Genomic DNA, 25,746 nt, shown 5'->3' on the forward strand with positions numbered 1-25,746 from the left:
AAAATTTATATAAGTATCCGAAATCATCATGACATCAACATGGCGTTATTCTTCGCTGCTGGCAGCACTTCTGCTCCCAGTTTCTGTAGCTCAGGCCGATGAACTTCAGGCAAAACAGTACGCTGATTTTGACAGCTACGTGCTGGCCCTCTCCTGGCAAACCGGATTTTGTCAGAGCCAACACGAGAGAAATCGTCAAGAGCCCGCCGAATGTCGTCTGCAAAAAGAGAGCGCGGATAAAGCAGATTTCCTGACCGTTCACGGTTTATGGCCCAGCCTGCCAAAATCCATCGCCGCCCGTGGAGTAGACAACCGCCGCTGGATGCGCTTTGGCTGCGCGACTCGCCCTATTCCCAACCTGCCTGAAGCGCGCGCCAGCCGTAAATGCGCGGCTCCCGAAACGGGCCTGTCGCTGGAAAGCGCGGCAAAACTCAGTGCCGTAATGCCCGGTGCTGGCGGGAGATCCTGTCTGGAACGTTACGAATATGCCAAACATGGCGCCTGTTTCGGTTTTGATCCCGACGCATACTTCGGCACGATGGTACGGATGAATAATGAGGTTAAGAACAGCGAGGCTGGCAAATTCCTCGCGGAAAACTACGGCAAAACCGTCAGCCGCAGCGCATTTGACGCCGCCGTCGCTAAAAGCTGGGGCAGAGAGAACGTTAAAGCCGTGAAGCTAAGCTGCCACGGCAATCCGGCCTATCTCACAGAAATCCAGTTGTCCCTGAAAGCCGACACCATTAACCAGACGTTATCCGCACAGTCATTCTTACCGCAACCGCATCCGGGTAACTGCGGTAAACAGTTTATTATCGACAAAGTGGGATACTGAAAATAACGACCGGCGCGGCAAGCTGGCGTCGGTCCATATGGTTAGCGTTTTGAACGAGCATCCGGGCGAACTAAATCAAAGCGGTGTGTTTCACTGATCGAATAATACGCCGTTGGCCCGCCCGCACGCAGTACCGGTTTTGCTTTCGCCGTCTGGTAGATGCCGCCTTCCAGTAGCGTTTCATCAATATGGATACCCACCACTTCTCCCAGCACCAGCCAGGTTTCAACAGGCGAACCATCAGCGGTGGTCAGTTGCAGACTTTGCGATAAGCGACACTCAAAATTGACCGGGCTTTGCGCCACCCGCGGCACGCTGACTATCCGACTATCTGCCTTACTAAGCCCGGCGGCAAAAAACTCATCTTCGCCGTGAGGCAAGCTGGCTGACGTTTCGTTCATCGCGCTGGCCAGCTCAAGAGTCGTCAGATTCCAGACAAACTCACCGGTGTCGATAATATTCTGCACGCTATCTTTCCAGCCGCTACTGGCGAAACCGATAATCGGCGGATGATAATTAAAGCAGTTAAAGAAACTGTACGGTGCAAGGTTATGCCGACCGTCGCTGTCGCGGGAGGCAATCCAGCCAATAGGGCGCGGTCCAATGATGGCATTCAGCGGGTCATGCGGTAAGCCGTGTCCTTGTGATGGTTGATAGAAATACATAGCGTTCTCTGTTGAAGTTAACATCAGCGCAGCACAAATTATGCTTCGCTCATCTCCCTGGAAAAAGAAGATCAGCGTAGAACAATCCGCTAAAGATTACGATTGAATAAAGTTGAGCAGATCGCCGTTGATCTGTTGTTTATGGGTAGTGCAAATGCCATGCGAACCGCCAACATACACCTTCAACTGCGCGTCCGGCAGTATTTCCGCCGCAACCTTTCCGCAGGTTTCAAACGGGACAATCTGATCGTCATCACCATGGATCACCAGCGTCGGGATAGTCATCTTTTTGAGATCCTCACGCAGGTCAGTTTCTGAAAACGCGTGAATACAGTCGTACAACGCTTTGATGGAACCTTGTAAGCCCTGTTCAACAAAGCTTTCACGAACGGCTTTCGACGCATTTACGCCCGGGCGGTTGTAGCCATAGAATGCAGCGGTCAGTTCATAGAAGAAGGCAGCGCGATCGTTTATCACTCCCTCACGGATGCCATCAAACACCTCTTTCGGCACACCATTTGGGTTAAAGTCGGTCTTGATCATTATGGGCGTCACCGCGCCGATTAACACCGCTTTGGCTACCCGCTGCGTTCCATGGCGACCAATGTACCTCGCCACTTCCCCGCCCCCGGTAGAGTGTCCGACATGTACGGCATCTTTAAGATTGAGATGCGCGGTAAGTTCAGCCAGATCGTCAGCATACTGATCCATATTGTGACCATCCCAGGGTTGGGCTGAACGCCCATGCCCGCGCCTGTCATGGGCGATCACCCGAAATCCTTTCGACCCAAGGAACAGCATCTGATCTTCAAACGCATCTGCCGTCAGCGGCCAGCCATGGCTAAAGACAATAGGCTGCCCACTTCCCCAATCTTTAAAATGCAAATAGCTGCCGTCTTTCAAGGTAAGTTTGTCGTACTGGCTCATGAGATCTCCTGTCGCGGAACACTGAGTTGTTTGACGCGCCCGCAGCGAGCGCTTAAAAAGCATAATGCAAATTGGAGAACGATCGCGTTTTTCGGCTAAAATCACACCATACGCAACAATATTGATGATTTGCCTGAATGTGAACTAAATCACTTCAAACCAGGGGTAAGTCTCAGTATCATCATAAAAGCTAAACCCTTGCCGCCTGACGGTGAGGGTTTTCTTTTGGGATTATTTACCTGCGCACCCGCAGTATCGACGACATGGAGTAACAAATGTCCAGACCAACTATCATCATTAACGACCTCGATGCGGAACGCATTGACCGCCTGTTGGAGCAACCTGCGTTTGCTGGTTTACCGATTGCCGACGCCCTGAACGCCGAGCTGGATCGTGCCCAAATGTGTTCACCAGAAACCATGCCGCACGATGTCGTGACCATGAACAGCCGCGTGAAATTCCGCAATCTGAGTGATGGCGAAGTCCGTGTGCGTACCCTGGTGTATCCGGCCAATATGACTGACAGCAGCACACAGCTTTCGGTAATGGCACCTGTTGGCGCTGCACTTCTGGGCCTGCGCGTTGGCGACACCATTCACTGGGAACTACCAGGCGGGACCTCAACACACCTCGAAGTCATCGAGCTTGAGTACCAACCTGAAGCTGCAGGCGACTACCTGCGCTAACTCTGTCTTATCAAAGCCACTCGCTTTATCTTACAGGGGATGCATCCGCATCCTCTTTCCGGTTAGCCCCCAACTCCTGACCCTCACCTTATCTCCTGTTCGCAAAACATAAATCTGTGTCGTGACTGACAGAATCATTTTTAATACTATGCTGATATGTGTTCATGTAATGACAAGGAGAATGTTTATGTACAACACAATCATAATGCCTGTTGATGTATTCGAAATGGAACTGAGCGACAAGGCTATTCGCCATGCAGAATTTCTGGCACAGGAAAACGGGGTTATTCATCTGCTGCATGTGCTGCCAGGCTCAGCAAGCTTAAGCCTGCACCGCTTTGCAGCCGATGTCCGTCGTTTTGAAGAGCATCTACAACACGAAGCGGAAACTCGTCTGCAAACGATGGTCGGTCACTTCAGCATCGATCCTTCCCGTATTAAACAACACGTCCGCTTTGGCAGCGTACGTGACGTCGTCAACGAGTTGGGTGAAGAGTTGAATGCAGATGTGGTCGTCATTGGATCGCGCAACCCATCAATCAGCACTCATCTGCTCGGCTCAAACGCTTCCAGCGTTGTTCGCCACGCTACTCTGCCAGTGCTGGTTGTACGTTAATAGCCTCTAATTTGCTAAAGAAAACCCCTGCCAGGTTAATGCCTGACAGGGGTTTTTATTGCCTGACGATCAGTACAAATGACCGATATTCACGATGGTACTAACCGTATCGCCAAAGAACGTCAGACGACTCAGGAATACGCCAACAAACAGCAGGACAAAGAGCGCTTTTGCACGACGCTCGCCCTGGCGGCTGAGGACAAAGGCCACCGCCAGACACACCAGACTTGCCAGATAAAGCGGCGACGTCAGCCAGGCATGCGCCGTCATCTGCATGATGGTGCCACCGCTTAGCCAGATAATGGGCGCGGCAATCATGACCGCCATACAAACGACAATCCCCTGGCGCAATGCGGCAACGGCAGGCGCAAGGTTAAGCAGCGGAATCGCCGCACAACCCATAACCCACACCGTGATGAAGAACAGCAGCATCGTCAGACCGTTGGCGATCGCCACCATCGCCGGGGCGGCATAGGTCATCCCCTGTACCGCCACCAGCGCGATCCCGAGAACAGAGGCCAGAACAGCCGGCGCTCTGTGCCCTTTTGCCAAAAACGTCACGCCCACCGCCGCGCCGTATAAAGTTGCGCCGAGAATCTCACGGCTCAGCCAGGCATGCTGGAGGTTAATCAGGGCATTGTAGGCGCGATCCGGATGCGCAAGGTGCAATACCGCCGCCACGGAAGCAGCCGCCAGAACCAGCCCGCTTACCAGCCAGTACAGGCGCTTGCTTTCCAGTTTCCCTTGCAGCGTGCGCAGCGTCAGAATGAACGTTATACCAACCGACATCTGGCTCAATACGGTAAAAATAACCAGAGGGAATTCATACTTTTCCATTACTTGCCCTCCGCTTGCTTCGGTTGACGCGCGAGGATAAAACGTGTGCCAGGATTAAGCTGCGGCATACGTGGGAATCCCGGCGGATACTGTACGGCATTGTTAGGGATCGGATCGGCATCCAGATCGATAAGCGTCAGGGCGCCTACCGGGCAGGCACTCACGCACGCCGGCTGCATACCGACATCGAGACGCTCGTAGCACATGCTGCATTTTTCCGCTTTTTTCGTCTCTTCATTAAAGCGCGGCGCACCGTATGGGCAATTGCGGATACAGTTTTTGCATCCGATACAACGTTCCGGATTATGCACCACAACACCATCCTCGCGTTTGGTGTACGCCTCTACCGGACAAGCCGCCAGGCAGGCCGGATTTTCGCAATGGTTACAGGCCAGCGAGTAGAACGCTCGCTCCTCATGCGGGTAAATTTCTTTATCCAGCGGGTAGACATAGCGCCAGAAACGTTCAGGCTCCAGCTGATTAAAACTCTTACACGCCATCGCACAGCCACGGCAGCCGATGCACTTATCGCTATTGACTAAAAACGCGCGTCTCATGCCGCAGCTCCTTCATTTCCTGACAGAGTAATATCTACAAATTGACTGTGTATGGCCGCACCGGGCGCGCCTGTCGCCATTTTTCCCATATCGGCGGGCGTATCTTTGACCACATTCTGTACGTTGTAACTAAGCTTGTTGAACCAGGATTCGTACATCACAAGAAAATCTTCCGGCACATTAGTGGTAATTTTGGCTCGCAACTCAACATGGCCCACCTCGTTGAAGACTTTGACGTGAGCGCCCTCAGTGATGCCCTTTTTCTGTGCAGCAAGCGGGTGGATATAAACAAAGGGTTCTGGCCAGAAAACCTGCATCCAGTCCAGATTGACAAACTGCGAGTGCAGACCGTACTGAAGATGAGGTGTAAACAGGTGGAACGGCAGCGCACCCTGTGCACCCGCTTTATATTCCGGCAAAGCCGTGTGACCATTTTCCGCACAACGTTCTGATTTGAACTCGTACTTGCCTGACGGCGTTTTGAACTTGCGATCGTACCAGGCCGCGGTGCTGACCATTTTTGCTTTGCGTGGTCCTTCCAGCAGGTCATCCCAGCCCGCAATGCCAAACTGTTTCCCCATCCCCTCATTAAATTCCTGATCCAACCAGCGTTTAGCATCAAACGCCTGCGGGAAGGTACATGAACCGGGTTCCAGTTTATTGATGGTTTTGGACAGCAGCGCCGCGATTTCCGGATCGCTCTTGCACTCATACAGCGGTTTGATAGCCGGCTCGTTGACGGATAACCAGTAGTGCCAATAAGACGAAGAGACATCCCATTGTTCAAAGGTGGTAGTGACAGGCAGCACGATATCCGCATGTTGGACGGTTTCGTTGAAGAACTGGTCGACACAAACCACCATTTCCAGTTTATCAAACGCTTTGATCATCTTGTTGCGGTCGAAATCCTGAGCAAACGGGTTTTTAGAGGCCACCCACAGCATCCGTACCGGTGGTTCACTGGCGTCCAGAATCCCTTGCGCCGTCTGGTTGATATTCAGCGCACGATCGGAGTATTCGCTCTTCTCACCGCTATCGCTGACAAACTCACCCACCGGACCACCTGCGCCTTTTATTCCGACAGAACCTGCAGGAGGCTTCTGCATCATTCCATGGTAGTTATAACCCCATGTCTGCAGATGACCGTAGCGGGCACCGCCGCCCTCAATACCAATATTGCCGGTCATTGCCACAAAGGCATCGATCGCCCGTACGTTAGCGCCGCCGTTAACATGGCGCTGCATGCCGTAGCCAATCCACACGGTGGCAGGATTAACCGCCGTAAACTCTTCCGCTAACTGGCGAATGGCATCCGCCGACAGACCGCAAATTTCAGCGGCCCACTCGACGGTCACACTGCTGCGCAGATAAGCTTCGAATTCCGGGTATCCGTGGGAATAGTTATTGACGAAATCCTGATCAACTAAACCTTTATCCACCAGGTGACGCGCCATGCCCAGCGCCAGAGCGCCATCTGAGCCTGGGCGAACACGTAAATAAAGATCGGCTTTCGCGGCGGTCTGCGTTAACAGCGGATCGATAACGACAACTTTTGCGCCTTTCTCCCGCGCCTGATAGATGTATTTCATAGTGTGCATAGAGCACCAGGCCGGATTCGCGCCCCAGATGATGATATATTTTGCTTTTACAAAATCTTCCGGGTCGTTACACCACATATCCCCCATATCATAGTTCTGGGCGTCGATACCGGCTGGCCAGCAAGGTGTCCCGGCAAAACGGGTGGTGTAACCCAGCGAAGACATCATCCCTTCAACGGCATAACCCATCACCCCAAGGTTGCCTGAGTATTTTGACAGCGCCAGCCCCAGCATTGAGCCGTCTTTCTTTTTAATCTCCAGCATCTTGGTCGCAATGCGCTGCATTGCTTCGTCCCAGGAGATACGACGCCAGTTACCGCTGCCGCGAACATCCTGAACCATCGGATATTTAATGCGATCCGGGCTATACACCCGGCGAGGATAAGTCAGACCTTTTACACAGGGTGTTCCATGCGTAAACGTTGACTCAGGCGCGCCTTCCACAAAGGTAATGACGTCATCCTTCACCCAGGTTTTCAGGCTACAGGTGTCATAGCAGTTACGCGGACAGGCGTTGCGAGAAATTTTGTAAGTTTTAGGGTTAAACGGAATGGGCGGTTGCGCCAATGCGCAGCGTGAAGTCAGCAACCCCCCAGGCAGGGCAGCCACGGTTCCAAGGGCAACTAACCCTTTCAAAAATGAACGTCTGTTCAGAACTCCCGGTTCATTACTCATATTGATACTCTCGTGTTTAATTCATTAAGCCAAGAAGACAACCTTCCCGCTACGGTTTTCAGCGTGGCGGTTTGTGCATTTATATTTATTTTTTCGATATACTCGGGCACCCACAGCGATATATACTCACTTACATACCGAGTGAAGGCGACCTGGTATTTAGCTGATGTTCTGGCATTAGCCGATAATAAAACCGCCAATTCCAATACACATGAAATATGATCATCCGGTATATTATTTTTGTGGTTTATAGATAAACCTATATTTGCCATGAATTCCCGAATGCTCAAAGTTGATTTACCCATTACGAGGGCATCTTCTTCGAGATAAACCGAAGCGAACGGCGCAGCCTTTAACGTCTGTGGCCCAACAAATAGCGCATTGAAGTCGTACTCCGCGTCCAACCACTCCTGTTCTGTTAGCCTCGAGGCATGTGCTTCCAGAGCTGAATAAGCCGCTTTCAGCGTGTGACTATCGTGAGAAATAAAAAAATCACGCAACAATAACCCTGTCGATTCAAAGATCGTCAGGGTTTCATATATTTCACCCATGAATTAACCAACCATTTATTCATAAAACAAATGAAAACGTAATGCAGGTTGATATAATAAAGAAAACGCCTCATCTTTCTTTGATGAAACTAATGGTCAGACTCATTAAATGAATGTGTTATGCGGTTTATTGTTTCAAGAATTGACAATCTGAAAGCGTGGAAATAAAAAACCGCCAGCGGATGGCTGACGGTTTTGGCATTGCAGGTGTGTCTTACTTTTTTTATGCTACTGTCGTGCGAATCAGATAATCAAACGAACTCAATGAGGCCTTCGCGCCTTCACCGGTCGCGATGATGATCTGCTTATACGGTACGGTGGTGCAGTCACCAGCGGCGAAAACCCCCTTCACGCTGGTTTCGCACTTGGCATCGATGATGATTTCACCCATGCGATTACGCTCGACGGCACCTTCCAGCCAGTTGGTGTTTGGCAGCAGACCTATCTGTACAAAGATACCCGCCAGTTCCACACTGTGAACGTCGCCACTCACGCGGTCACGATACTCCAGGCCGGTGACTTTGTTGCCATCGCCTTTCACTTCTGTCGTTTGCGCATTCAGAATAATATCGACGTTTTTCAGACTGCGAAGCTTATTCTGCAGCACCTGATCAGCTTTCATTTCAGGTGCGAACTCCAGCAGCGTCACATGTTCAACAATGCCTGCCAGGTCAATAGCAGCTTCAACACCGGAGTTGCCGCCACCAATCACCGCAACGCGCTTGCCTTTGAACAGCGGGCCATCGCAGTGCGGGCAATAGGTTACGCCTTTGGTGCGATACTGATCTTCGCCCGGAACGTTCATGTTGCGCCATTTCGCACCGGTGGCAATGATAATGCTGCGTGCTTTGAGCACCGCGCCGGATGCCGTTTCAATCTGATGCAAACCGCCTTCCTGCGCCGCCGGAACCAGTTTACTTGCGCTCTGGCTGTCGATCACATCAACATCATAGTCATCAACGTGTGCTTTCAGCGCGCCCGCCAGTTTCTGGCCTTCGGTTTTCGGTACCGAGATGTAGTTTTCAATATCAACGGTATCAAGAACCTGACCGCCAAAACGTTCGCCCATCAGACCGGTGCGAATACCTTTACGTGCAGAGTACACTGCCGCTGCCGCCCCCGCAGGACCGGAACCGACAATCAGCACGTCATAAGCATCACGTTTGTTCAGCTCTTGTGCCGCACGTTTTTCTGCGCCGCTATCTACTTTCGCCACGATCTCAGTCAGCGTCATACGCCCCTGACCGAACTCTTTGCCGTTCATATACACCGCCGGAACGCCCATCACGTTGCGATCGGTAATTTCGTTCTGGAATGTACCGCCGTCAATCGCCGTATGCTTGATGCGTGGATTCAGTACCGACATCAGGTTCAGCGCCTGTACCACGTCCGGACAGTTATGACAGGAAAGCGAATAATAGGTTTCAAACTCAAAATCACCGTCGAGATCGCGGATCTGCTCCAGCAACGCCTGCGCCTCTTTTGACGGATGACCACCGGTCCACAGCAGCGCCAGCACCAGGGAGGTAAACTCATGGCCCAGCGGAGAACCGGCAAAGCGCGGCCCCTGGTGAGAACCTGGATTGGTGATCAGGAACGATGGCTTGCGTACCGCCAGAGTATTGTCTTCTTTAAAGGTGACTTTTTCTGACAGTTCAGCAATTTCAGTCAGCAGTTCCTTGATTTCTGCCGATTTAGCGCTGTCATCCAGCGTAGCAATCAGCTCAACAGGTTTGGTCAGTTTCTCAAGATAAGCCTTGAGCTGGGTTTTCATGTTTGTGTCGAGCATTCTTCTTCCCTCTCTGAAAACATCATCATGCAAGCCGACTTTGCGGGACTGCATTAATGCAACTTGCGTCATGGTGCTGGAATGAAACAGGCGCAAACTGCGCCTGTGGAATGGCCGGATGCACTGCGTTTATCCGGCCCACAAATTATGCGACTTAAATCTTACCGACCAGATCTAAGGATGGAGCCAGGGTCGCTTCGCCTTCTTTCCATTTCGCCGGGCAAACTTCACCTGGGTGAGAGGCAACGTACTGTGCGGCTTTAATTTTACGCAGCAGGTCAGACGCATCACGGCCGATACCTTCAGCGGTAACTTCGATTCCCTGGATGATACCCTGCGGGTCTACAACGAAGGTTGCGCGGTCAGCCAGACCTTCATCTTCACGCATGTTGTCGAAGTTACGGGTCAGGGCGCCAGTCGGGTCGCCGATCATCGCGTATTTGATTTTCGCGATGGTGTCAGAGCTGCTGTGCCATGCTTTGTGGGTGAAGTGGGTGTCAGTAGATACGGAATAGACATCTACGCCCAGTTTCTGCAGTTCTTCGTAGTGGTCAGCCACATCACCCAGCTCGGTCGGGCAAACGAAAGTAAAGTCAGCCGGGTAGAAGAAGAAGACGCTCCAGCGACCTTCGGTATCTTTCTCGGTTACTTCGATGAACTCACCGTTTTTGAACGCCTGGTTTTTGAAAGGTTTAATTTTGGTATTAATCAAAGACATCTGTACTTCCTCCGTGTTTTCGTTGAGAGATAAGTTAACGAAAATCTCTTCGCAGGGCTAATGCGTTTCCTTTATCAAATCAATAAGCGTTAACTAACAACCCACTCAAACTCATGTTGTGAACCTAAAGATAAAAGTAAAAAAGGCCCCCTTTGCAGGGAGCCTCATTACCCGAGCTACCCGCAGGTAACGTCAGTACCAGCAGGGCTGGCTATGTGTTGCGCTCTACATTACCTTAACAAAGGTCGTAACAGCGATTGGGATTACATCACCCCACTCAAGAAAGGGCAATCGACAGACGGTCGATCTTACCTATGGCTGCGATAGGTTTTGCAACTTAGCCCCCTTTCCTTCTGATTTTATAAGGAAAATCAATGTTTAAACGTACCTTACTCTTAACCCTGCTTCCTGCCGTGGTGCACGCCGAAGAACTTCCTGCCCCCGTTAAAGCTATTGAGAAACAGGGCATTACTATTCTCAAACCCTTCGACGCGCCGGGTGGAATGAAGGGCTACCTGGGAAAATACCAGGATATGGGCGTTACTATCTATGTTACGCCTGACGGCAAACACGCCATTTCCGGTTATATGTATAACGAAAAAGGTGAAAACCTCAGTAATACGCTGATAGAAAAAGAGATCTACGCCCCTGCCGGACGCGAAATGTGGCAGCGAATGGAAAAAACATCCTGGATTCTGGACGGGAAAAAAGAGGCTCCAGTCATTGTCTATGTGTTTGCCGATCCCTTCTGTCCCTATTGCAAACAGTTCTGGCAAAAGGCTCGCCCGTGGGTAGACTCAGGTAAAGTTCAGTTGCGCACAATACTGGTTGGCGTAATTAAACCCGAAAGCCCGGCTACCGCCGCTGCGATTCTGGCCGCAAAAGATCCGGCCAAGACCTGGCATGACTATGAGGCATCTGGTGGGAATATGAAGCTAGAAATCCCGACCTCCATTTCACCGGAGCAGATGAAGGTATTGAATATCAATCAAAAGTTGATGGATGATTTAGGCGCCAACGTCACGCCGGCTATCTATTACATGAGTAAAGACGATACGTTACAACAGGAAGTCGGCTTGCCGGATAAGGAGAAATTAAACATTATCATGGGTAATAAATAAAAGTAACAAAATGAGTGGTTGTTATCATTTTCATGTCAATCACTCATTTAAATTAACTTTTTTGGTCAAAATTATGCAATATGTGCTATTTTAGTTTAAATTAATAATTCATTAAGCACACAAACATAAATCACAAGAATAATCACAACTTAAAATATTTCAAAATTAAATCTTTCAAAACATGACCATCACAGGAAGGTATGCATGGCTAACCTCTATGACCTCAAAAAGTTCGATCTCAATCTGTTGGTTATCTTTGAGTGTATTTATCAACATTTGAGTATCACTAAAGCTGCTGAAACTTTGTATATTACCCCCTCTGCCGTTAGCCAGTCACTGCAACGGCTACGCACACAATTTAATGACCCACTGTTTATCCGCTCCGGAAAAGGCCTAACGCCAACGATTATGGGGATTAACCTCCATCATCATCTTGAGAAAAACCTCAACAGTCTGGAGCAGACAATAAACATCATGAATAACTCCAGTCTGAAGAAAAAATTCATTATTTACTGTCCACAACTGCCAACCATTATCAACATCGAGGAAGTTATTCATTTTCTCAGAGAAGACTCACATGTCGAAATTGAGCACCATAACATACTCATCACTGCTGAAAGTACGGAAAATCTGTTGGCTTACAGAAAAGCAGATTTAGTCATTGCTACCGCCCCAGTGAGTAATCGCTCGATAATATGCTCACCATTTAAAACTGCTGAAACAATATTAGTTTGCAACAAAAACCATCCAAGAATTAATGGAGAAAGCACGCTTGAAACAATATTAAAAGAACAGTTCACGCAACTTATCTCTGAAGACCCTGGCGTTAAAGAATACTGGCAAAAAACCAGCGCCTTGCTGGCTAATCGAGATATTGGTTTCCGCAGCGACTCATTAATAACGATCATTAATATTATTTCAAACACAGATATCATAGGTCTGCTACCAAGGGATGTTTACGAACAATATACCGGCTCATTTAATTTAAAAGAGATCTGTATCGATATCCCCTTACCAAAAATAAATTTATTTTTGATGTATAACAGAGCATCACTCAACAATACTGGCTTCGTTAATTTAATTAATAAAATAAATGATAAAAATGACCAGAGGACTAACAAATAGAGCTTTAGCTATTCATTTTATATTTTTATGAATAAAGGCAATTCAAAACAACCATGAATGTATTAAAACGTTGCACCTGAAAAAAATTAGCATATCTTATTGTCAGCATTTGTTATTGTTTTGAATAATAATTCTGATATGAGCTTAATATGTCTATTTATAAAATCCCGCTTGCTCAAAACGTGCTGGACGCCGCTCTGGAGCGCATAACCTGGGCGCTGGAAACTCTGCCTCGGGTTTGTGTCTCTTTCTCCGGCGGGAAAGATTCAGGACTGATGTTACATCTGACAGCTATGCTTGCACGCCAACTGCATAAAAAAATTGATGTACTATTTATCGACTGGGAAGCCCAGTTTTCCTGCACTATTGATTATGTTGAGGCGCTTCGTGCACGTTATTCTGATGTCATCGAGCGCTTTTATTGGGTGGCTTTACCGCTCACCACCCAGAATTCCCTCTCTCAATTTCAGCCAGAATGGCAGTGTTGGGAACCAGGTACTCCGTGGGTTCGCCAGCCTCCCACGGATGCCATAACCGATCCAGAGTATTTCTCCTTCTATCAACCCGGCATGACCTTTGAACAATTTGTTCGCGAGTTCGCTGACTGGTATTCAGAGAAACGTCCAGCCGGCATGATGGTCGGGATCCGCGCCGATGAGTCATATAATCGTTTTGTCGCCATTGCCAATTCGCAAAAGCAGCGCTTTGCCGATGATAAACCCTGGACCACCAGCGCCCCCGGCGGGCATACCTGGTATATTTACCCGATTTATGACTGGAAAACTGCCGATATCTGGACCTGGTTCGCAAAAACCAGAATGTCGTGCAATCCCTTATACAATCTCATGTATCAGGCCGGTGTCCCAACACGTTACATGCGTATTTGTGAGCCCTTTGGCCCGGAACAGCGTCAGGGATTATGGCTATATCACGTCATTGAACCCGAGCGCTGGGCAGCCATGTGTGCCCGTGTCAGCGGTGTAAAAAGTGGCGGAATTTATGCCGGTCAGGACAACCATTTTTACGGGCACCGCAAAATATTAAAACCCGAACATTTAAACTGGCAGGAATACGCCATGCTGCTACTCAATAGCATGCCGGAAAAGACCGCTGAGCATTATCGCAATAAAATCGCCATCTATTTGCAGTGGTATAAGAAAAAGGGCATGGACAATATCCCGCAAACTCAGGAAAAAGATATTGGCTCAGCGGATATTCCGTCGTGGCGGCGTATCTGTAAAGTCCTGCTGAATAACGACTACTGGTGCCGGGCGCTGTCATTCAGCCCCACAAAACCCAAAAACTACCAACGTTATAATGAACGCATGAAAATAAAACGCCAGCAATGGGGAATCTTATGCAACACCGACTAACTCAAGAACTCACTGGTTTTCTTTCTGGGCTGTCAGAAGAAGAACGAATTGAAGCAATCAACCAATTCAGAATGGCTATCCACAGCGTCAGCCCTTTTCGCGAAGAGCCAGTAGATTGTGTACTATGGATTAAAAATGAGCATATCTCACCCAATGACTATAACCCCAATAACGTTGCGCCTCCGGAGAAAAAACTGCTGCAGAAATCCCTCGAAGCAGACGGATTCACGCAGCCCATCGTGGTAGTTCACTCCACGGCGGAAGAATACGAAATTGTCGATGGTTTCCACCGTCATGAGCTAGGTAAAAGCAAACCGTCGCTGAAATCACGCCTGCATGGCTACCTGCCGGTCACCTGTTTACAGCGTGAACGCCATGAACGCATGGCAGCGACAATTCGTCATAACCGTGCCCGTGGGCGGCATAAAATTCATGCCATGTCGGAAATCGTTCGTGAATTATCGCTCCTGGGATGGAGCGAAGAGAAAATCAGTAAAGAGTTAGGTATGGACGACGATGAGGTTTTACGTCTGAAACAAATTAACGGTCTGCAAGAGTTATTTGCCGACCGTCGCTTCTCCAAAGCCTGGACAGTAAAATAACTACAGCGCGACCAAACGTTCGGCTGCCGCCAGCAGCGTCGATTCTTGCTTGGCAAAACATAGGCGAATCAGCTTATGCGGGAAAGGATCGGCGCAGAAAACCGACAACGGGATCGCGGCAACGCCCACTTCTTTGGTCAGCCACTGGCAAAACTCAACGTCGTTAAGCGTGGAGACGGCACTGTAATCGACCAGCAGAAAATAGGTGCCTTCACACGGTAAAATTTCCAGCCGGCTGTCACGCAGCGCGTTCACCAACACATCGCGTTTTTTCTGATAAAAGGCTGGCAACTCACGATAGTGTGTTGGATCCTCCCGCAGCATATCCGCCAGCGCCAGCTGAGCCGGCGTATTCACTGAGAACGTCAGATACTGGTGTACCTTGCGTAATTCAGCGCTAATGGCGGCAGGCGCAACGCAGTAGCCGACTTTCCAGCCGGTCATATGGTAGGTCTTCCCAAACGATGAAACGGCAACGGCGCGTTCGCGCAGGTGTGAATGCGCCAGCACGCTGGCATGTCCTTGTCCGGCGAAGCAAATGTGCTCATAAACTTCGTCGCTGATGACAAAGATCTCACGTTCTTTAATTACCTGCCACAGGGCATCAAAATCGGCGTGATGCCATACGGTGGCGGAAGGGTTGTGCGGCGTGTTAAGGATCACCAGTCGGGTACGTTCGCTGAGTACAGCGCTAAATTCCTGCCAGTCGACGCGAAAAGACGGCGGTTGCAGCGCGATACGTTTAACTACGCCGCCGGATAATTCGACCGCGGGCGCATAGCTGTCGTAGCTCGGGTCAAAACAAATCACCTCATCGCCAGGACGCACCAGCGCCGTAATTGCGGCGAACAGCGCTTCTGTGGCCCCCGCCGTCACGGTCACTTCACTATTCGCATCAGGTTTATAGCCGTACAACTGCGCGGTTTTATCCGCAATGGCTTCGCGCAGCGGCTGTACGCCCGTCATCGGCGCATACTGGTTTGCGCCATGCGCGACGTGATACGCCAGACGTTCCTGCAAAAAAAGTGGCCCGTCAAAATCAGGAAATCCCTGCGAGAGGTTAATGGCCTGATGCTGCTGCGCCAGCGCGCTCATTTGCGTGAAGATAGTGGTGCCAAGATTAGGCAGTTTGCTTTGCGGAATCAGCGGGTTATTACTCATTATTGTTATCCCAGCGGGTGATGTTGTGGTTGAAGCCACTATAGCACGATGCTAGTATTTGGCAATCAAGACGTTCAGACGTCTATATAAAAATAACCTGCATTGACAGGACAGCCAAAAGGACAACACAACATGAGTAATACCGAGATTCGCGTCGTCACCGGCCCGGCCAACTATTTTTCCCATCCCGGCAGCCTGTCAAGACTCAACGATTTTTTCACCGCAGAGCAACTCTCACGCGCCGTCTGGGTTTACGGTGAACGCGCCATCGACGCGGCCCGCCCTTATCTGCCTGAGGCATTTCATCTTGCCGATGCCAGACACCTGCTGTTTACGGGACATTGCAGTGAAACCGATGTTACTCAACTGGCAAAAGAGTCAGGAGAGAATCGCAGCGTGGTGATTGGTGTGGGCGGCGGGACATTGCTCGACACGGCCAAAGCGCTGGCTCGTCGTCTGGGTCTGCCTTTTGTCGGTATTCCTACTATCGCAGCGACCTGCGCCGCATGGACACCGCTCTCCGTCTGGTACAACGATGCAGGCCAGGCGCTGCATTTCGAAATTTTCGCTGACGCCAATTTCCTCGTGCTGGTCGAGCCAGAGATCGTTCTCAATGCGCCTGAAGAATACTTACTGGCGGGGATCGGCGACACGCTGGCGAAATGGTACGAGGCAGTCGTGCTCGCACCTGAGCCGGAAAACCTGCCTCTGACCGTACGTCTGGGTATCCATGCTGCGCAGACGATCCGCGACGTCCTGTTGGAAAGCAGCGAGCAGGCGCTGGTCGATAAGCAACAAGGTACGTTAAGCCGCACGTTTTGCGATGTAGTGGATGCAATTATTGCCGGAGGCGGCATGGTCGGCGGTCTGGGTGAGCGCTACACCCGCGTGGCGGCGGCGCATTCGGTACATAATGGCCTGACCGTGCTCCCGCAAACGGAGAAGTTTTTGCATGGCACCAAAGTGGCGTACGGCATACTGGTGCAGAGCGCGCTGCTGGGACAAGATGATGTACTGGCGCAGTTAATTACTGCCTATCAGCGCTTCAACCTGCCAACCCGGTTGGCTCAACTGGACGTGGACATCAACAACCGCGCTGAAATCGACAACGTGATTGCGCACACCCTGCGCCCGGTGGAGTCCATTCATGCGCTGCCGGTAACGTTAACGCCACAGACGCTGCGCGCAGCGTTCGAAAAAGTAGAATCGTTTACGGTGTGATTATGGTGTGGGATGCCTGATGGCAGCAACGCAGCGAAACCCTGGAACTTACAAAGGTAAGTGACCAGAGTGAACACGCCTGCAGCTTGAATGATGAAGAGCATTAACAGCAGCGCGCGCCGCCTTTTCCCCCGTAGCGCGCATCCTGACGTTCGCGGAAAAATTCTTCGTAGGTCATTGGCGTCAGGTCCGGATGCGTGACGCGCATATGCTCAACATAGTTGTCGTAATCCGGCACACCTATCATTAATCGGGCGGTTTGACCTAAATACTTCCCGGCTTTAGAGAGCGTTTCAAACATAGTGGTTCCCTGTCGAACAAACGCCCTCCCCATTCAGGAGAGGGCTCGTTGGTTAAGAGAATATTAGTGCGCGCCTTTCGCCTGCGCCACGATCTCTTCGACATTCTCAGGCATCGGTTCGTATGGCGTTTCTTTCGACGTAGGTTTGTCCTCTTTCAGTGCTGCCAGTGCAGTTTTGATGGAGAACAGACCCAGCACCACAACGACTACCATAAAGAAGATAGTGAGACCCGCATCCAGGCGGTTGTTAAACACCAACTGCGTCAGCTGCGACTGAGTGTACTGCGCCGGAATATTTCCGCTGTCGATCATCGCCTGGAACTTGTTAGCGATGGCGAGGAAGCCAATTTTCGCATCCGGGCTAAACGCTTTCTGCCAGCCGGCGGTCAGGGTACAAATCAGCAGCCAGGCCGTTGGCACCAGCGCCACCCACGCGTAGCGCTGACGTTTCATCTTGAACAGCACCACCGCGCAAAGCATCAACGCCATACCGGCCAGCATCTGGTTGGCGATACCAAACAGTGGCCACAGGGTATTAATACCACCCAATGGATCCACCACGCCCTGGTGCAAGAAGTAACCCCAGGCCAGCACGCACAGCGCCGTTGCCAGCAGGTTCGCAGGCAACGAATCGGTACGTTTCAGACCCGGTGACACCACGCCCAGCAGATCCTGCAGCATAAAGCGTGCGGCACGCGTACCGGCGTCTACCGCCGTCAGAATAAACAGGGCTTCAAACAGAATGGCGAAGTGATACCAGAACGCCACATCCATCATTCCGCCCAGTGCACCATGCAGAATATACGCCATGCCCACCGCCAGCGTCGGCGCACCGCCTGCGCGGGAAATAATGGATTGTTCGCCGACATCGTTCGCAATCTGATGCAGCGTATCAGGCGTGATAACAAAGCCCCAACTGCTCACAACCTGTGCCGCTGACGCAACCACATCGGTGGTTCCGGCAGGTGCCAGTACAGCCATCGGGCTGTTCATCGCAAAGTAGACGCCCGGGTCGATAACGCAGGCCGCCACCAGCGCCATAATGGCGACAAAGGATTCCATCAGCATCCCGCCGTATCCAATAAAACAGGCCTGACCTTCATTCGCCAGCATCTTCGGCGTGGTGCCGGAGGCAATCAGCGCGTGGAAACCAGAGACCGCACCGCAGGCGATGGTAATAAACAGGAACGGGAACAGGTTACCGCTCCAGACCGGGCCTGTACCGTCAACAAACTTGGTCAGCGCAGGCATGGTCAGCGTCGGACGCATGATCAGAATCCCTACCGCCAGACCAACAATGGTACCGATTTTCAGGAAGGTAGAGAGATAATCACGCGGCGCCAGCAGCAGCCACACCGGCAGTACGGCGGCGACAAAGCCGTATCCCACCAGCATCCAGGTCAACTGTACGCCGGTAAAGTCAAAGTACGGTGCCCAGGTCGGGCTTTCAGCCACCCAGCCGCCGGAAATAATAGCAAACACCAGGAATACCAGACCGATGACCGACACTTCACCAATGCGGCCCGGGCGCAGATAACGCAGGTAAATCCCCATGAAGATCGCCAGCGGGATAGTAAAGGCGACGGTGTAGGTTCCCCACGGGCTGTGGGTCAGCGCTTTCACGACGATCATCGCCAGTACCGCGAGGATAATCACCATGATCATAAAACAGGCCACCAGCGCAATGACACCCGCCGTTGGGCCCATCTCTTCTTTCACCAGTTCGCCAAGGGAACGCCCATCGCGACGGGTAGAAACAAACAGCACCATAAAGTCCTGCACCGCCCCCGCCAGTACCACCCCGGCAAGCAGCCAGATCATACCCGGCAGATAGCCCATTTGCGCCGCCAGCACCGGTCCAACTAATGGACCCGCTCCAGCAATCGCCGCGAAATGGTGGCCAAACAGCACTTTTTTATCGGTAGGAACATAGTCCAGACCATCGTTATGACGCACAGCTGGCGTCATACGCGTCGGGTCCAGCGCCAGTACATTTTTCGCGATGTACAGGCCGTAGAAACGGTAAGCGATAAGGTAGACACAGACCGACGCCACGACTATCCACAACGCGTTGATCTGTTCGCCACGATTTAATGCGATATAGCCGAGGGCAAATGCTCCCATAACGGAGAGCACTGTCCAGACGAGGTACTTCCCTGATTTATTCATACTTGGTTTTCCGTTGTCCTGGTCAGAGAGATGTTACATTTTGTTTCTATAACATCTTTTCTGAATTTAACAACCTGACAACCATGTAAACCCGAAGTATCACTGAGTATTTACATTGCATTGTTAACTGGATCACTTCATTTAGCCGTTAACCCTGCAATTTCATTTTACTTTGTCGGGCGACTTCACCCCATCACCGCAGTGCCTAAACGACAGGTGCAACAGCGTCGTCCCTGCTCATCAAAGATGACGATTTCCCAGCTTTGACTCTGACGCCCGAGGTGCAACGGCTGGCAAACGCCGCGCACTTTCCCCTGCGCAACCGCCCGATGGTGCGTGGCGTTCAGTTCCGTACCCACCACACACTGCCCGTCGCGAGTCATCAGATAACCCGCCATCGAACCCAATGTTTCCGCCAGGGCCGCCGACGCGCCGCCGTGCAGCAGACCAAACGGCTGATGCGTCCGGCTATCCACCGGCATTTCGGCTTCCAGCACATCATCCCCCAGTCGGGTATAGACCATGCCTAAATGCGCCACCATCGTGTTCTGACTGGTGGCATTCAGTTCATCCAGCGTTAAATGACGTTTCCAGATCATCGTCATGCCCCCAGCGTGGAGCCGCCGTCCACCACGATATCCTGAAGCGTAATGTGGCTCGCCAGATCGGAAGCGAGGAATAAAATAGTGTTAGCGATTTCCTGTGGACGAGCGATTTTCCCCAGCGGAATGCCGAGCTTAAACTGCTCGCCAAACCCACGAATGCGCTGTTGCTCCGCGTCATCGCTGACCCACAACGTACGCTGCATGTCGGTGTCGGTCGAGCCTGGCGAAACCACATTGCAACGCACACCGCTGCCTGCCAGTTCAAGTCCGACGGTCAGTGCCAGGTTTTTCAGCGCGGCTTTTGACGCACCGTATGCGCTCATACCGATACGCGGCGTGTGCGCCGCATCCGACGCGACGGTCACGATTGCCCCGCCCTGCTGGCGACGAAACTGCGCCATCGTCTGCTGAAACAGATTGAACGCCCCACCAACGTTAACCGCAAACGTCTGCTGCCACTCCTCAATGCTCAGCGCATCGGTGGCCCCCATACGCAAAATACCCGCCGCATTGACCAACACATCCAACCGCTCGCGCGTTTGCAGGACGCGCTGACACACCTCAGCCACCTGTTCAGCATTCGCCACATCCAGCACTTCGGTGGCAAACGGGTAGTTATTCTGAGAAAATTCACGATCGAATCCTGTCACCTCAGCACCCGCTTTCACAAACGCCAGCGCCGTGGTGTAGCCAATCCCTTTTCCCGCGCCGGTTACCCAGACGGTTTTCCCTGCGAAGTCAAATCCAGACATTACTTCACCTCGCGAGAGAGCAGCGTCCACCAGGCGTCAATGGTCGGGTTTTTCGCCAGCATCACGAAGTCAATATCGCCATGAACCTTACGCCAGCGCGCCGCCAGCGCCATCATGCGCACGGAATCCAGTCCGTAGTCGATCAGGTTTTCGTCATCCATCGGCTCTTCGGACTCATCCAGCAGCGGCAGAATAATGCTGCGTAACGCATCTTTGCTGGCCGGTACCGGCGTCGGTAATAATTCCTGAGTCATCACCACACGCCCGGAGCGTCCCGCCACGTATTTCAGCGACATCAGATGTTCGTCACGGCTAAAGTCTGCCAACGCATCGGCAACCATAAACGGCTTGATATCGCGCATAAAGGCGTCTGTTGCGGTGGTCATACAGCCAATATGCGCATACACGCCGGTAATGATCAGTTGATTACGTCCGGTCTCCTTAAGCATCTGTTCCAGCGGGGAGCGATGAAATGCGCTGTAACGCCATTTCACCAGAATGGTATCCGCTTCATCCGGCGCCAGCGCCTCAACGATTTTCTGCTGTTCCGGCGAACGCGTCAGTCCCGGTCCCCACATATCATTGAGCAGAGCGCGGTCTTCATCACTCTGTTCTTTCGGCTGAGCAGTGTAATACACCGGAATGTTATGCTCTTTGCAGTACTGACGCAGTGCGGCGATGTTAGCGACGACCTGCTCCATCATCGGGCAGTTATCGCCCCAAAAGCCGATAAAATAGTCCTGCATGTCGTGGATCAGCAGCGCGGCGCGTTCGGGGTCAAACGCCCAGTCCACTTTGTTCACCGGAACATCAAGCGCCGTGGGTAGCGCATAAGCCTGCAGTTTAGGAATTGCCATCTCTTATTCTCCTTCAGGCCAGTGAACGTGATGCCAGCCACTGACGTAATTGTTTTTTATCTACTTTCCCAACCGGAGTCAGCGGTAACGACTCAACGCACTCAACGCGGTCAGGTAATTTAAATTCCGCTACGCCCTGTTCGCGTAGAAAACGACGCACCTGCACCGCTCGCAGCGGCTCTTTTACCACCAACCAGGCACAGCTTTTCTCGCCCATCAGTTCGTCATCCATACTGACCAGCGCGGCATGGATCACCATCGGGTGGCGCAGCAGCAGGTTTTCAATCTCTTCTGCAGCGATCTTCTCTCCACCGCGGTTGATCTGATCCTTCTCGCGTCCCTGGACGGTGATGTAGCCATCTCGATCGATGGCGATCAGATCGCCGGAGCAGTAAAAACCGTTGGCGTCAAAGGCGCTGGCATTGTGCTCAGGACTTTTGAAGTAGCCGCGGAAGGTGTATGGGCCACGTGTCATCAGGCGCCCGGTTTCTCCCTGGGCTAAAGGGTTGCCGTCAGCGTCAGCTACCCAGACTTCATCATCGGGACACATCGGGCGGCCCTGGGTATTGATGATGCGTTCAGGACTGTCGTCCAGACGGGTGTAGTTCACCAGCCCTTCCGCCATGCCGAAGACCTGCTGCAGCTGGCAGCCAATCTCCGCCGGAATACGCGCCGCAAGCGAGGCGGAAAGCCGTGCCCCACCGACCTGTAGCAGCGTCAGCGAAGCCAATTGCGCATTGCTCCCCCACTCCGCAATTGCCTGCAGCCACAGGCTCACCGCTGGCGGCACCAGCGCCGTGACGTTAACCTGATGCTGTTCAATCAGAGGGAAGCACAGGGTGGCGCTCGGGTCAGCCGCCAGCACGACGGTGCCGCCAGCCAGGAATACCCCCAACGCGCCAGGCGAACTCATCGCGTAGTTATGCGCCGCCGGGATCGCGCATAAATAACGCGTTTCCCCGGTGAAGCGGCAAATCTCATTGCTGCGACGCACGCTGTAGTAGTAATCGTTATGGGTACGAGGAATCAGCTTTGGCGTCCCGGTAGTCCCGCCTGAAAGCTGGAAATAGGCCACCTCATCAGCAGGCGATGGCGTGGCGGAAAAATCAGTCGCAGGCTGGCTTATCGCCGTTTGCAGATTGTGTTCGCCTTCATCATTGCGCAGTTGCACCACGCGCACTGAATTGTGTTCAGCCACAAAAGCGTTAAGAAAATCGTCTCCGCTAAACAACGCATGCTGACGATCGGCAATCAGCAGCGCAGGTTCGATCTGTTTGGCATAGGCGTTAAGTTCGTTTCGCTGATGGCTGAATAATGCCAGCACCGGGGCTACGCCCAGCTTGAGCAGCGCAAAGAAAGTGATATACAACTCAGCCACGTTGCCCAGTTGCACCAGCGCGGTTTCGCCGGGTTTGATCCCCTGACGGCGCAGGCTGCAGGCGAGATTGTCAGTGGCCTGATTCAGTTGGCGATAGCTCAGGTGGCGTTCGCCATCGATCACCGCCGTATGGTCGCTGTCGGCGTGACGGGTCAGAATGTCGGTCAGCGGCAAATCCTGCCAGTAACCTTTTTCACGATAGCGGCGGGCAAACTCCTCCGGCCAACGGGTGAAAGGAATACTCATTATCGCTCCTTAGAGGCCTGGTCAATAAGGCTCTTAATGCAGTCCAAAAACATTCAACATCGTGGAGAGTTTGGCTCCCGTTTCACGCCATTCCGCAACCGGGGACGAAGCCGGAACAATCCCGGCACCGGCAAAGAAACGTACCTGATTACGCAGCAGCTTCGCACAACGGATCGTCACCACCCATTCGCCGTTGCCTTGGGAATCACACCAGCCGACAATGCCACCGAACAGTTCGCGATCGAACGGCTCCAGCTCGGCGATAAGTTTGCGCGCAACCTGATGCGGGAAGCCGCTCAGCGCAGGCGTCGGATGCAGCAGGCACGCGAGCGTCAGGGCGTTTTCTTGCGCGTTGGCTTTACCCTCAAACGGCGTGCCGAGGTGCCAGAGCGTAGGCGTGGTGACCAGTTGCGGAGAAGAAGGGAGTTGCAGTTCACGGCTGCGATCGCGCAGGACATTTTTCATAGCCTGCGTCACCAGTTCGTGCTCATGGCGATCCTTTTCGGACGCCAGCAGGCGGATGCCCGCCTCCCGGTCCAGCACATCGTCCGGTTGACGTCGTGCCGAGCCTGCCAGCGGTAATGAGCTGAAACGATCGCCTTCTTTGCGTAACAGCAGTTCCGGACTGGCGCCAATCAATACGCCACCGTCTTCAAGGGGAACGTGAAAGTTGTAGCTCGCCGGATTTTGCGCCACCAGGCGCTCCAGCAGCGCCCCGCTGTCAATATTGGCATCAGCGGTGATATCGATCAGGCGTGACAACACCACTTTGTCGACTTCAGGGGTTGCCGTCAGCGCAGCCGCGCGAGCGACCATATCTTCAAAGAAGTTCTGTTCCGGGATCGATTTACGTTCAACAACGTTCAGCGACTGATGCGCGTTAAAGTAACGAGATGATTGCTGCTTCGCCGTTCGGGAGAACGTCTGCCATGACTGGGGAATAAACAGCGATGACGGCTGGCGGGTGTCAAAAGGAATCGCCCCGACCATGATGGGGTTAGCGATACCCTGCGCTTTGGCATCAGCAAACAGTGCATGCATTTTTTGTTGGAAAGGGCTGTCTGGCGAATCGCCATCAATTGCCGGTTCCGCATAGCGGGCGAAGCATCCTGACGTCGTAAAACTACGGTACGGCGACATAAAGAAAAAACTGTCGGGAGCGAGCGTCGGCATAGTCTGCGTTTTTTCCTCGGCCAGTGACGTTTCCATATCATCCTCCAAAAATGATAAAAGCTCTAATAATGATTATCATTTATATTTTCGGTCGCTAACCTAAAAGCAAAGCGGCGGTATGTCAACTCTTGTGGCAGCACAATGTGCGACTTTGGCTTGCATCCTTGTCCACTAACAATGAAAATGAGAAGCATTACTTATACTGATAACAGGATGCTGATTCGTGAGTCTCCCCTCTTTTTGCCGCACCGTGCTCTTACTGGCAGGTTTGTCTATTTCAGGAATTTCTTCAGGTTATGCCGCCGACTGGCCGCGTCAGGTTACCGACAGCCGTGGTACGCATACGCTGGAACATAAGCCGCAACGAATTGTCTCCACCAGCGTCACCCTCACCGGCTCGCTGCTGGCAATTGATGCTCCGGTCATCGCCAGCGGCGCCACTACGCCGAACAATCGCATCGGCGATGCACAGGGCTTTTTACGCCAGTGGAGCGAAGTGGCAAAAGCGCGCAAACTGAGCCGCCTGTATATCGGCGAACCGAGCGCTGAGGCCGTGGCGGCGCAAATGCCGGATCTGATTCTGATCAGCGCCACCGGGGGAGATTCAGCCCTCGCGCTATACGATCAGCTGTCCACCATTGCGCCAACGCTAATCATTAATTACGACGACAAAAGCTGGCAGGCGCTGCTGACGCAGTTAGGTGAAATTACCGGTCAGGAGCAACAGGCGGCTGCGCGTATTGCCGAGTTTGATAAGCAACTGCAGGCGGTCAAGCAGCGTATTACCCTACCGCCGCAACCGGTCAGCGCGCTGGTGTACACCGCTGCAGCGCACAGCGCCAACCTGTGGACGCCTGAGTCGGCGCAGGGCAAGCTGATGGAGCAGTTAGGGTTCACCCTGGCACCGCTGCCTGCCGGATTGCACACCAGCCAGAGTCAGGGCAAACGCCACGATATCATCCAGCTTGGCGGTGAGAACCTGGCGGCTGGTCTGAACGGCGAAGCGCTGTTCCTGTTCGCTGGCGACAACAAAGATGCCGACGCCATTTATGCTAATCCGCTGCTGGCGCATCTGCCGGCCGTGCAGAATAAACGTGTTTACGCCCTGGGTACGGAAACCTTCCGTCTCGACTACTACAGCGCGACCTTGCTGCTGCAACGTCTGTCAGCTCTCTTTTAATCGCCAGCGCCGGATACGGCTAACGCCT

25 protein-coding genes are annotated in these 25,746 nt (G+C 52.3%); 9 read left to right on the plus strand and 16 right to left on the minus strand.

Annotated features, from left to right (window positions below; translation table 11 throughout):
• Positions 1–28: 28 nt before the first annotated feature.
• Positions 29–835 (plus strand): ribonuclease I, encoded by an 807-nt coding sequence (gene rna / locus O6D90_RS16555; protein WP_016155959.1) that lies wholly within the window; start codon positions 29–31, stop codon positions 833–835.
• 41 nt (positions 836–876) lie between these two features.
• Here the strand turns inward: rna and O6D90_RS16560 are convergent, their stop codons facing one another.
• Positions 877–1,500, minus strand: coding sequence for a flavin reductase family protein (locus tag O6D90_RS16560; protein WP_016155958.1), 624 nt, complete (start codon positions 1,498–1,500; stop codon positions 877–879).
• 96 nt (positions 1,501–1,596) lie between these two features.
• Positions 1,597–2,427: an alpha/beta fold hydrolase gene (locus O6D90_RS16565; RefSeq protein WP_016152216.1), complete on the minus strand. Its 831-nt coding sequence runs from the start codon at positions 2,425–2,427 to the stop codon at positions 1,597–1,599.
• Positions 2,428–2,702: 275 nt separating this feature from the next.
• Between O6D90_RS16565 and rnk the strand changes: the two genes are divergently transcribed.
• Together rnk and uspG are read left to right on the plus strand one after the other, a co-directional pair.
• Positions 2,703–3,113: a nucleoside diphosphate kinase regulator gene (gene rnk / locus O6D90_RS16570; RefSeq protein ID WP_005120853.1), complete on the plus strand. Its 411-nt coding sequence runs from the start codon at positions 2,703–2,705 to the stop codon at positions 3,111–3,113.
• A 187-nt stretch (positions 3,114–3,300) separates the two neighbouring features.
• Positions 3,301–3,729, plus strand: a complete 429-nt coding sequence (gene uspG / locus O6D90_RS16575; protein ID WP_016152215.1) for a universal stress protein UspG — start codon at positions 3,301–3,303, stop codon at positions 3,727–3,729.
• 69 nt (positions 3,730–3,798) lie between these two features.
• On the opposite strand, the gene O6D90_RS16580 is transcribed toward uspG, so the two are convergent.
• The 6 genes from O6D90_RS16580 to ahpC form a co-directional block, all read right to left on the minus strand.
• On the minus strand, positions 3,799–4,566 hold the full coding sequence (locus O6D90_RS16580) for a dimethyl sulfoxide reductase anchor subunit family protein (RefSeq protein ID WP_016155957.1): 768 nt from the start codon (positions 4,564–4,566) through the stop codon (positions 3,799–3,801).
• Positions 4,566–5,123: a 4Fe-4S dicluster domain-containing protein gene (locus O6D90_RS16585; protein WP_016155956.1), complete on the minus strand. Its 558-nt coding sequence runs from the start codon at positions 5,121–5,123 to the stop codon at positions 4,566–4,568. Before O6D90_RS16585 ends, O6D90_RS16580 begins: the two co-directional genes overlap by 1 nt.
• Positions 5,120–7,396 (minus strand): molybdopterin-dependent oxidoreductase, encoded by a 2,277-nt coding sequence (locus O6D90_RS16590; RefSeq protein WP_016155955.1) that lies wholly within the window; start codon positions 7,394–7,396, stop codon positions 5,120–5,122. Before O6D90_RS16590 ends, O6D90_RS16585 begins: the two co-directional genes overlap by 4 nt.
• Positions 7,393–7,947 (minus strand): TorD/DmsD family molecular chaperone, encoded by a 555-nt coding sequence (locus tag O6D90_RS16595; protein ID WP_016155954.1) that lies wholly within the window; start codon positions 7,945–7,947, stop codon positions 7,393–7,395. Before O6D90_RS16595 ends, O6D90_RS16590 begins: the two co-directional genes overlap by 4 nt.
• A gap of 223 nt (positions 7,948–8,170) precedes the next feature.
• On the minus strand, positions 8,171–9,736 hold the full coding sequence (gene ahpF / locus O6D90_RS16600) for an alkyl hydroperoxide reductase subunit F (RefSeq protein ID WP_271143129.1): 1,566 nt from the start codon (positions 9,734–9,736) through the stop codon (positions 8,171–8,173).
• A gap of 154 nt (positions 9,737–9,890) precedes the next feature.
• Positions 9,891–10,454 (minus strand): alkyl hydroperoxide reductase subunit C, encoded by a 564-nt coding sequence (gene ahpC / locus O6D90_RS16605; RefSeq protein WP_218731469.1) that lies wholly within the window; start codon positions 10,452–10,454, stop codon positions 9,891–9,893.
• Positions 10,455–10,828: 374 nt separating this feature from the next.
• On the opposite strand from ahpC, the gene dsbG reads away from it, so the two are divergent.
• The 4 genes from dsbG (at position 10,829) to O6D90_RS16625 (ending at position 14,675) form a co-directional block, all read left to right on the plus strand.
• Positions 10,829–11,575, plus strand: a complete 747-nt coding sequence (gene dsbG / locus O6D90_RS16610) for a thiol:disulfide interchange protein DsbG (protein ID WP_016155953.1) — start codon at positions 10,829–10,831, stop codon at positions 11,573–11,575.
• A gap of 204 nt (positions 11,576–11,779) precedes the next feature.
• Positions 11,780–12,700 carry a DNA-binding transcriptional repressor CitR gene (gene citR, locus O6D90_RS16615; RefSeq protein ID WP_016155952.1) on the plus strand — a complete coding sequence of 307 codons (921 nt, stop codon included), beginning with the start codon at positions 11,780–11,782 and terminating at the stop codon, positions 12,698–12,700.
• 149 nt (positions 12,701–12,849) lie between these two features.
• Positions 12,850–14,073, plus strand: coding sequence for a phosphoadenosine phosphosulfate reductase (locus tag O6D90_RS16620; RefSeq protein ID WP_016155951.1), 1,224 nt, complete (start codon positions 12,850–12,852; stop codon positions 14,071–14,073).
• Positions 14,058–14,675 (plus strand): IbrB-like domain-containing protein, encoded by a 618-nt coding sequence (locus tag O6D90_RS16625; protein WP_016155950.1) that lies wholly within the window; start codon positions 14,058–14,060, stop codon positions 14,673–14,675. The genes O6D90_RS16620 and O6D90_RS16625 overlap by 16 nt, the downstream gene beginning before the upstream one ends.
• Here O6D90_RS16625 and O6D90_RS16630 read toward each other — a convergent pair whose 3' ends face one another.
• A complete protein-coding gene (locus O6D90_RS16630; RefSeq protein WP_016155949.1) occupies positions 14,676–15,836 on the minus strand; it encodes a pyridoxal phosphate-dependent aminotransferase in 1,161 nt (386 codons plus the stop codon).
• A 132-nt stretch (positions 15,837–15,968) separates the two neighbouring features.
• Here O6D90_RS16630 and O6D90_RS16635 point away from each other — a divergent pair, with 132 nt between their 5' ends.
• The gene (locus tag O6D90_RS16635) at positions 15,969–17,057 is read left to right on the plus strand and encodes an oxidoreductase (RefSeq protein ID WP_016155948.1); all 1,089 of its coding nucleotides are present in this window, start codon (positions 15,969–15,971) and stop codon (positions 17,055–17,057) included.
• A 103-nt stretch (positions 17,058–17,160) separates the two neighbouring features.
• Here the strand turns inward: O6D90_RS16635 and O6D90_RS16640 are convergent, their stop codons facing one another.
• The 7 genes from O6D90_RS16640 to entC all read right to left on the minus strand — a co-directional run bounded on the left by O6D90_RS16640 (position 17,161) and on the right by entC (position 24,574).
• A complete protein-coding gene (locus O6D90_RS16640) occupies positions 17,161–17,358 on the minus strand; it encodes a YbdD/YjiX family protein (protein ID WP_019076244.1) in 198 nt (65 codons plus the stop codon).
• A 63-nt stretch (positions 17,359–17,421) separates the two neighbouring features.
• Complete coding sequence (gene cstA / locus O6D90_RS16645) at positions 17,422–19,527, minus strand: pyruvate/proton symporter CstA (RefSeq protein WP_016152202.1); 2,106 nt, start codon at positions 19,525–19,527, stop codon at positions 17,422–17,424.
• Between the two features lie 185 nt (positions 19,528–19,712).
• The gene (entH, locus tag O6D90_RS16650; RefSeq protein ID WP_029139447.1) at positions 19,713–20,126 is read right to left on the minus strand and encodes a proofreading thioesterase EntH; all 414 of its coding nucleotides are present in this window, start codon (positions 20,124–20,126) and stop codon (positions 19,713–19,715) included.
• A gap of 2 nt (positions 20,127–20,128) precedes the next feature.
• Complete coding sequence (gene entA, locus O6D90_RS16655; RefSeq protein ID WP_016155947.1) at positions 20,129–20,884, minus strand: 2,3-dihydro-2,3-dihydroxybenzoate dehydrogenase EntA; 756 nt, start codon at positions 20,882–20,884, stop codon at positions 20,129–20,131.
• A complete protein-coding gene (locus O6D90_RS16660; RefSeq protein ID WP_016152199.1) occupies positions 20,884–21,741 on the minus strand; it encodes an isochorismatase in 858 nt (285 codons plus the stop codon). The genes entA and O6D90_RS16660 overlap by 1 nt, the downstream gene beginning before the upstream one ends.
• Before the next feature lie 13 nt (positions 21,742–21,754).
• Complete coding sequence (gene entE, locus O6D90_RS16665) at positions 21,755–23,365, minus strand: (2,3-dihydroxybenzoyl)adenylate synthase EntE (RefSeq protein ID WP_016155946.1); 1,611 nt, start codon at positions 23,363–23,365, stop codon at positions 21,755–21,757.
• Between the two features lie 33 nt (positions 23,366–23,398).
• Positions 23,399–24,574, minus strand: coding sequence for an isochorismate synthase EntC (entC, locus tag O6D90_RS16670; RefSeq protein ID WP_016155945.1), 1,176 nt, complete (start codon positions 24,572–24,574; stop codon positions 23,399–23,401).
• A gap of 187 nt (positions 24,575–24,761) precedes the next feature.
• Here entC and fepB point away from each other — a divergent pair, with 187 nt between their 5' ends.
• Positions 24,762–25,718, plus strand: coding sequence for a Fe2+-enterobactin ABC transporter substrate-binding protein (gene fepB / locus O6D90_RS16675; protein ID WP_016155944.1), 957 nt, complete (start codon positions 24,762–24,764; stop codon positions 25,716–25,718).
• Positions 25,719–25,746: the final 28 nt, after the last annotated feature.

The sequence above is a fragment of the Citrobacter sp. 21OH12SH02A-Citro genome, assembly GCF_027919895.1.
Classification (GTDB): domain Bacteria; phylum Pseudomonadota; class Gammaproteobacteria; order Enterobacterales; family Enterobacteriaceae; genus Citrobacter; species Citrobacter braakii.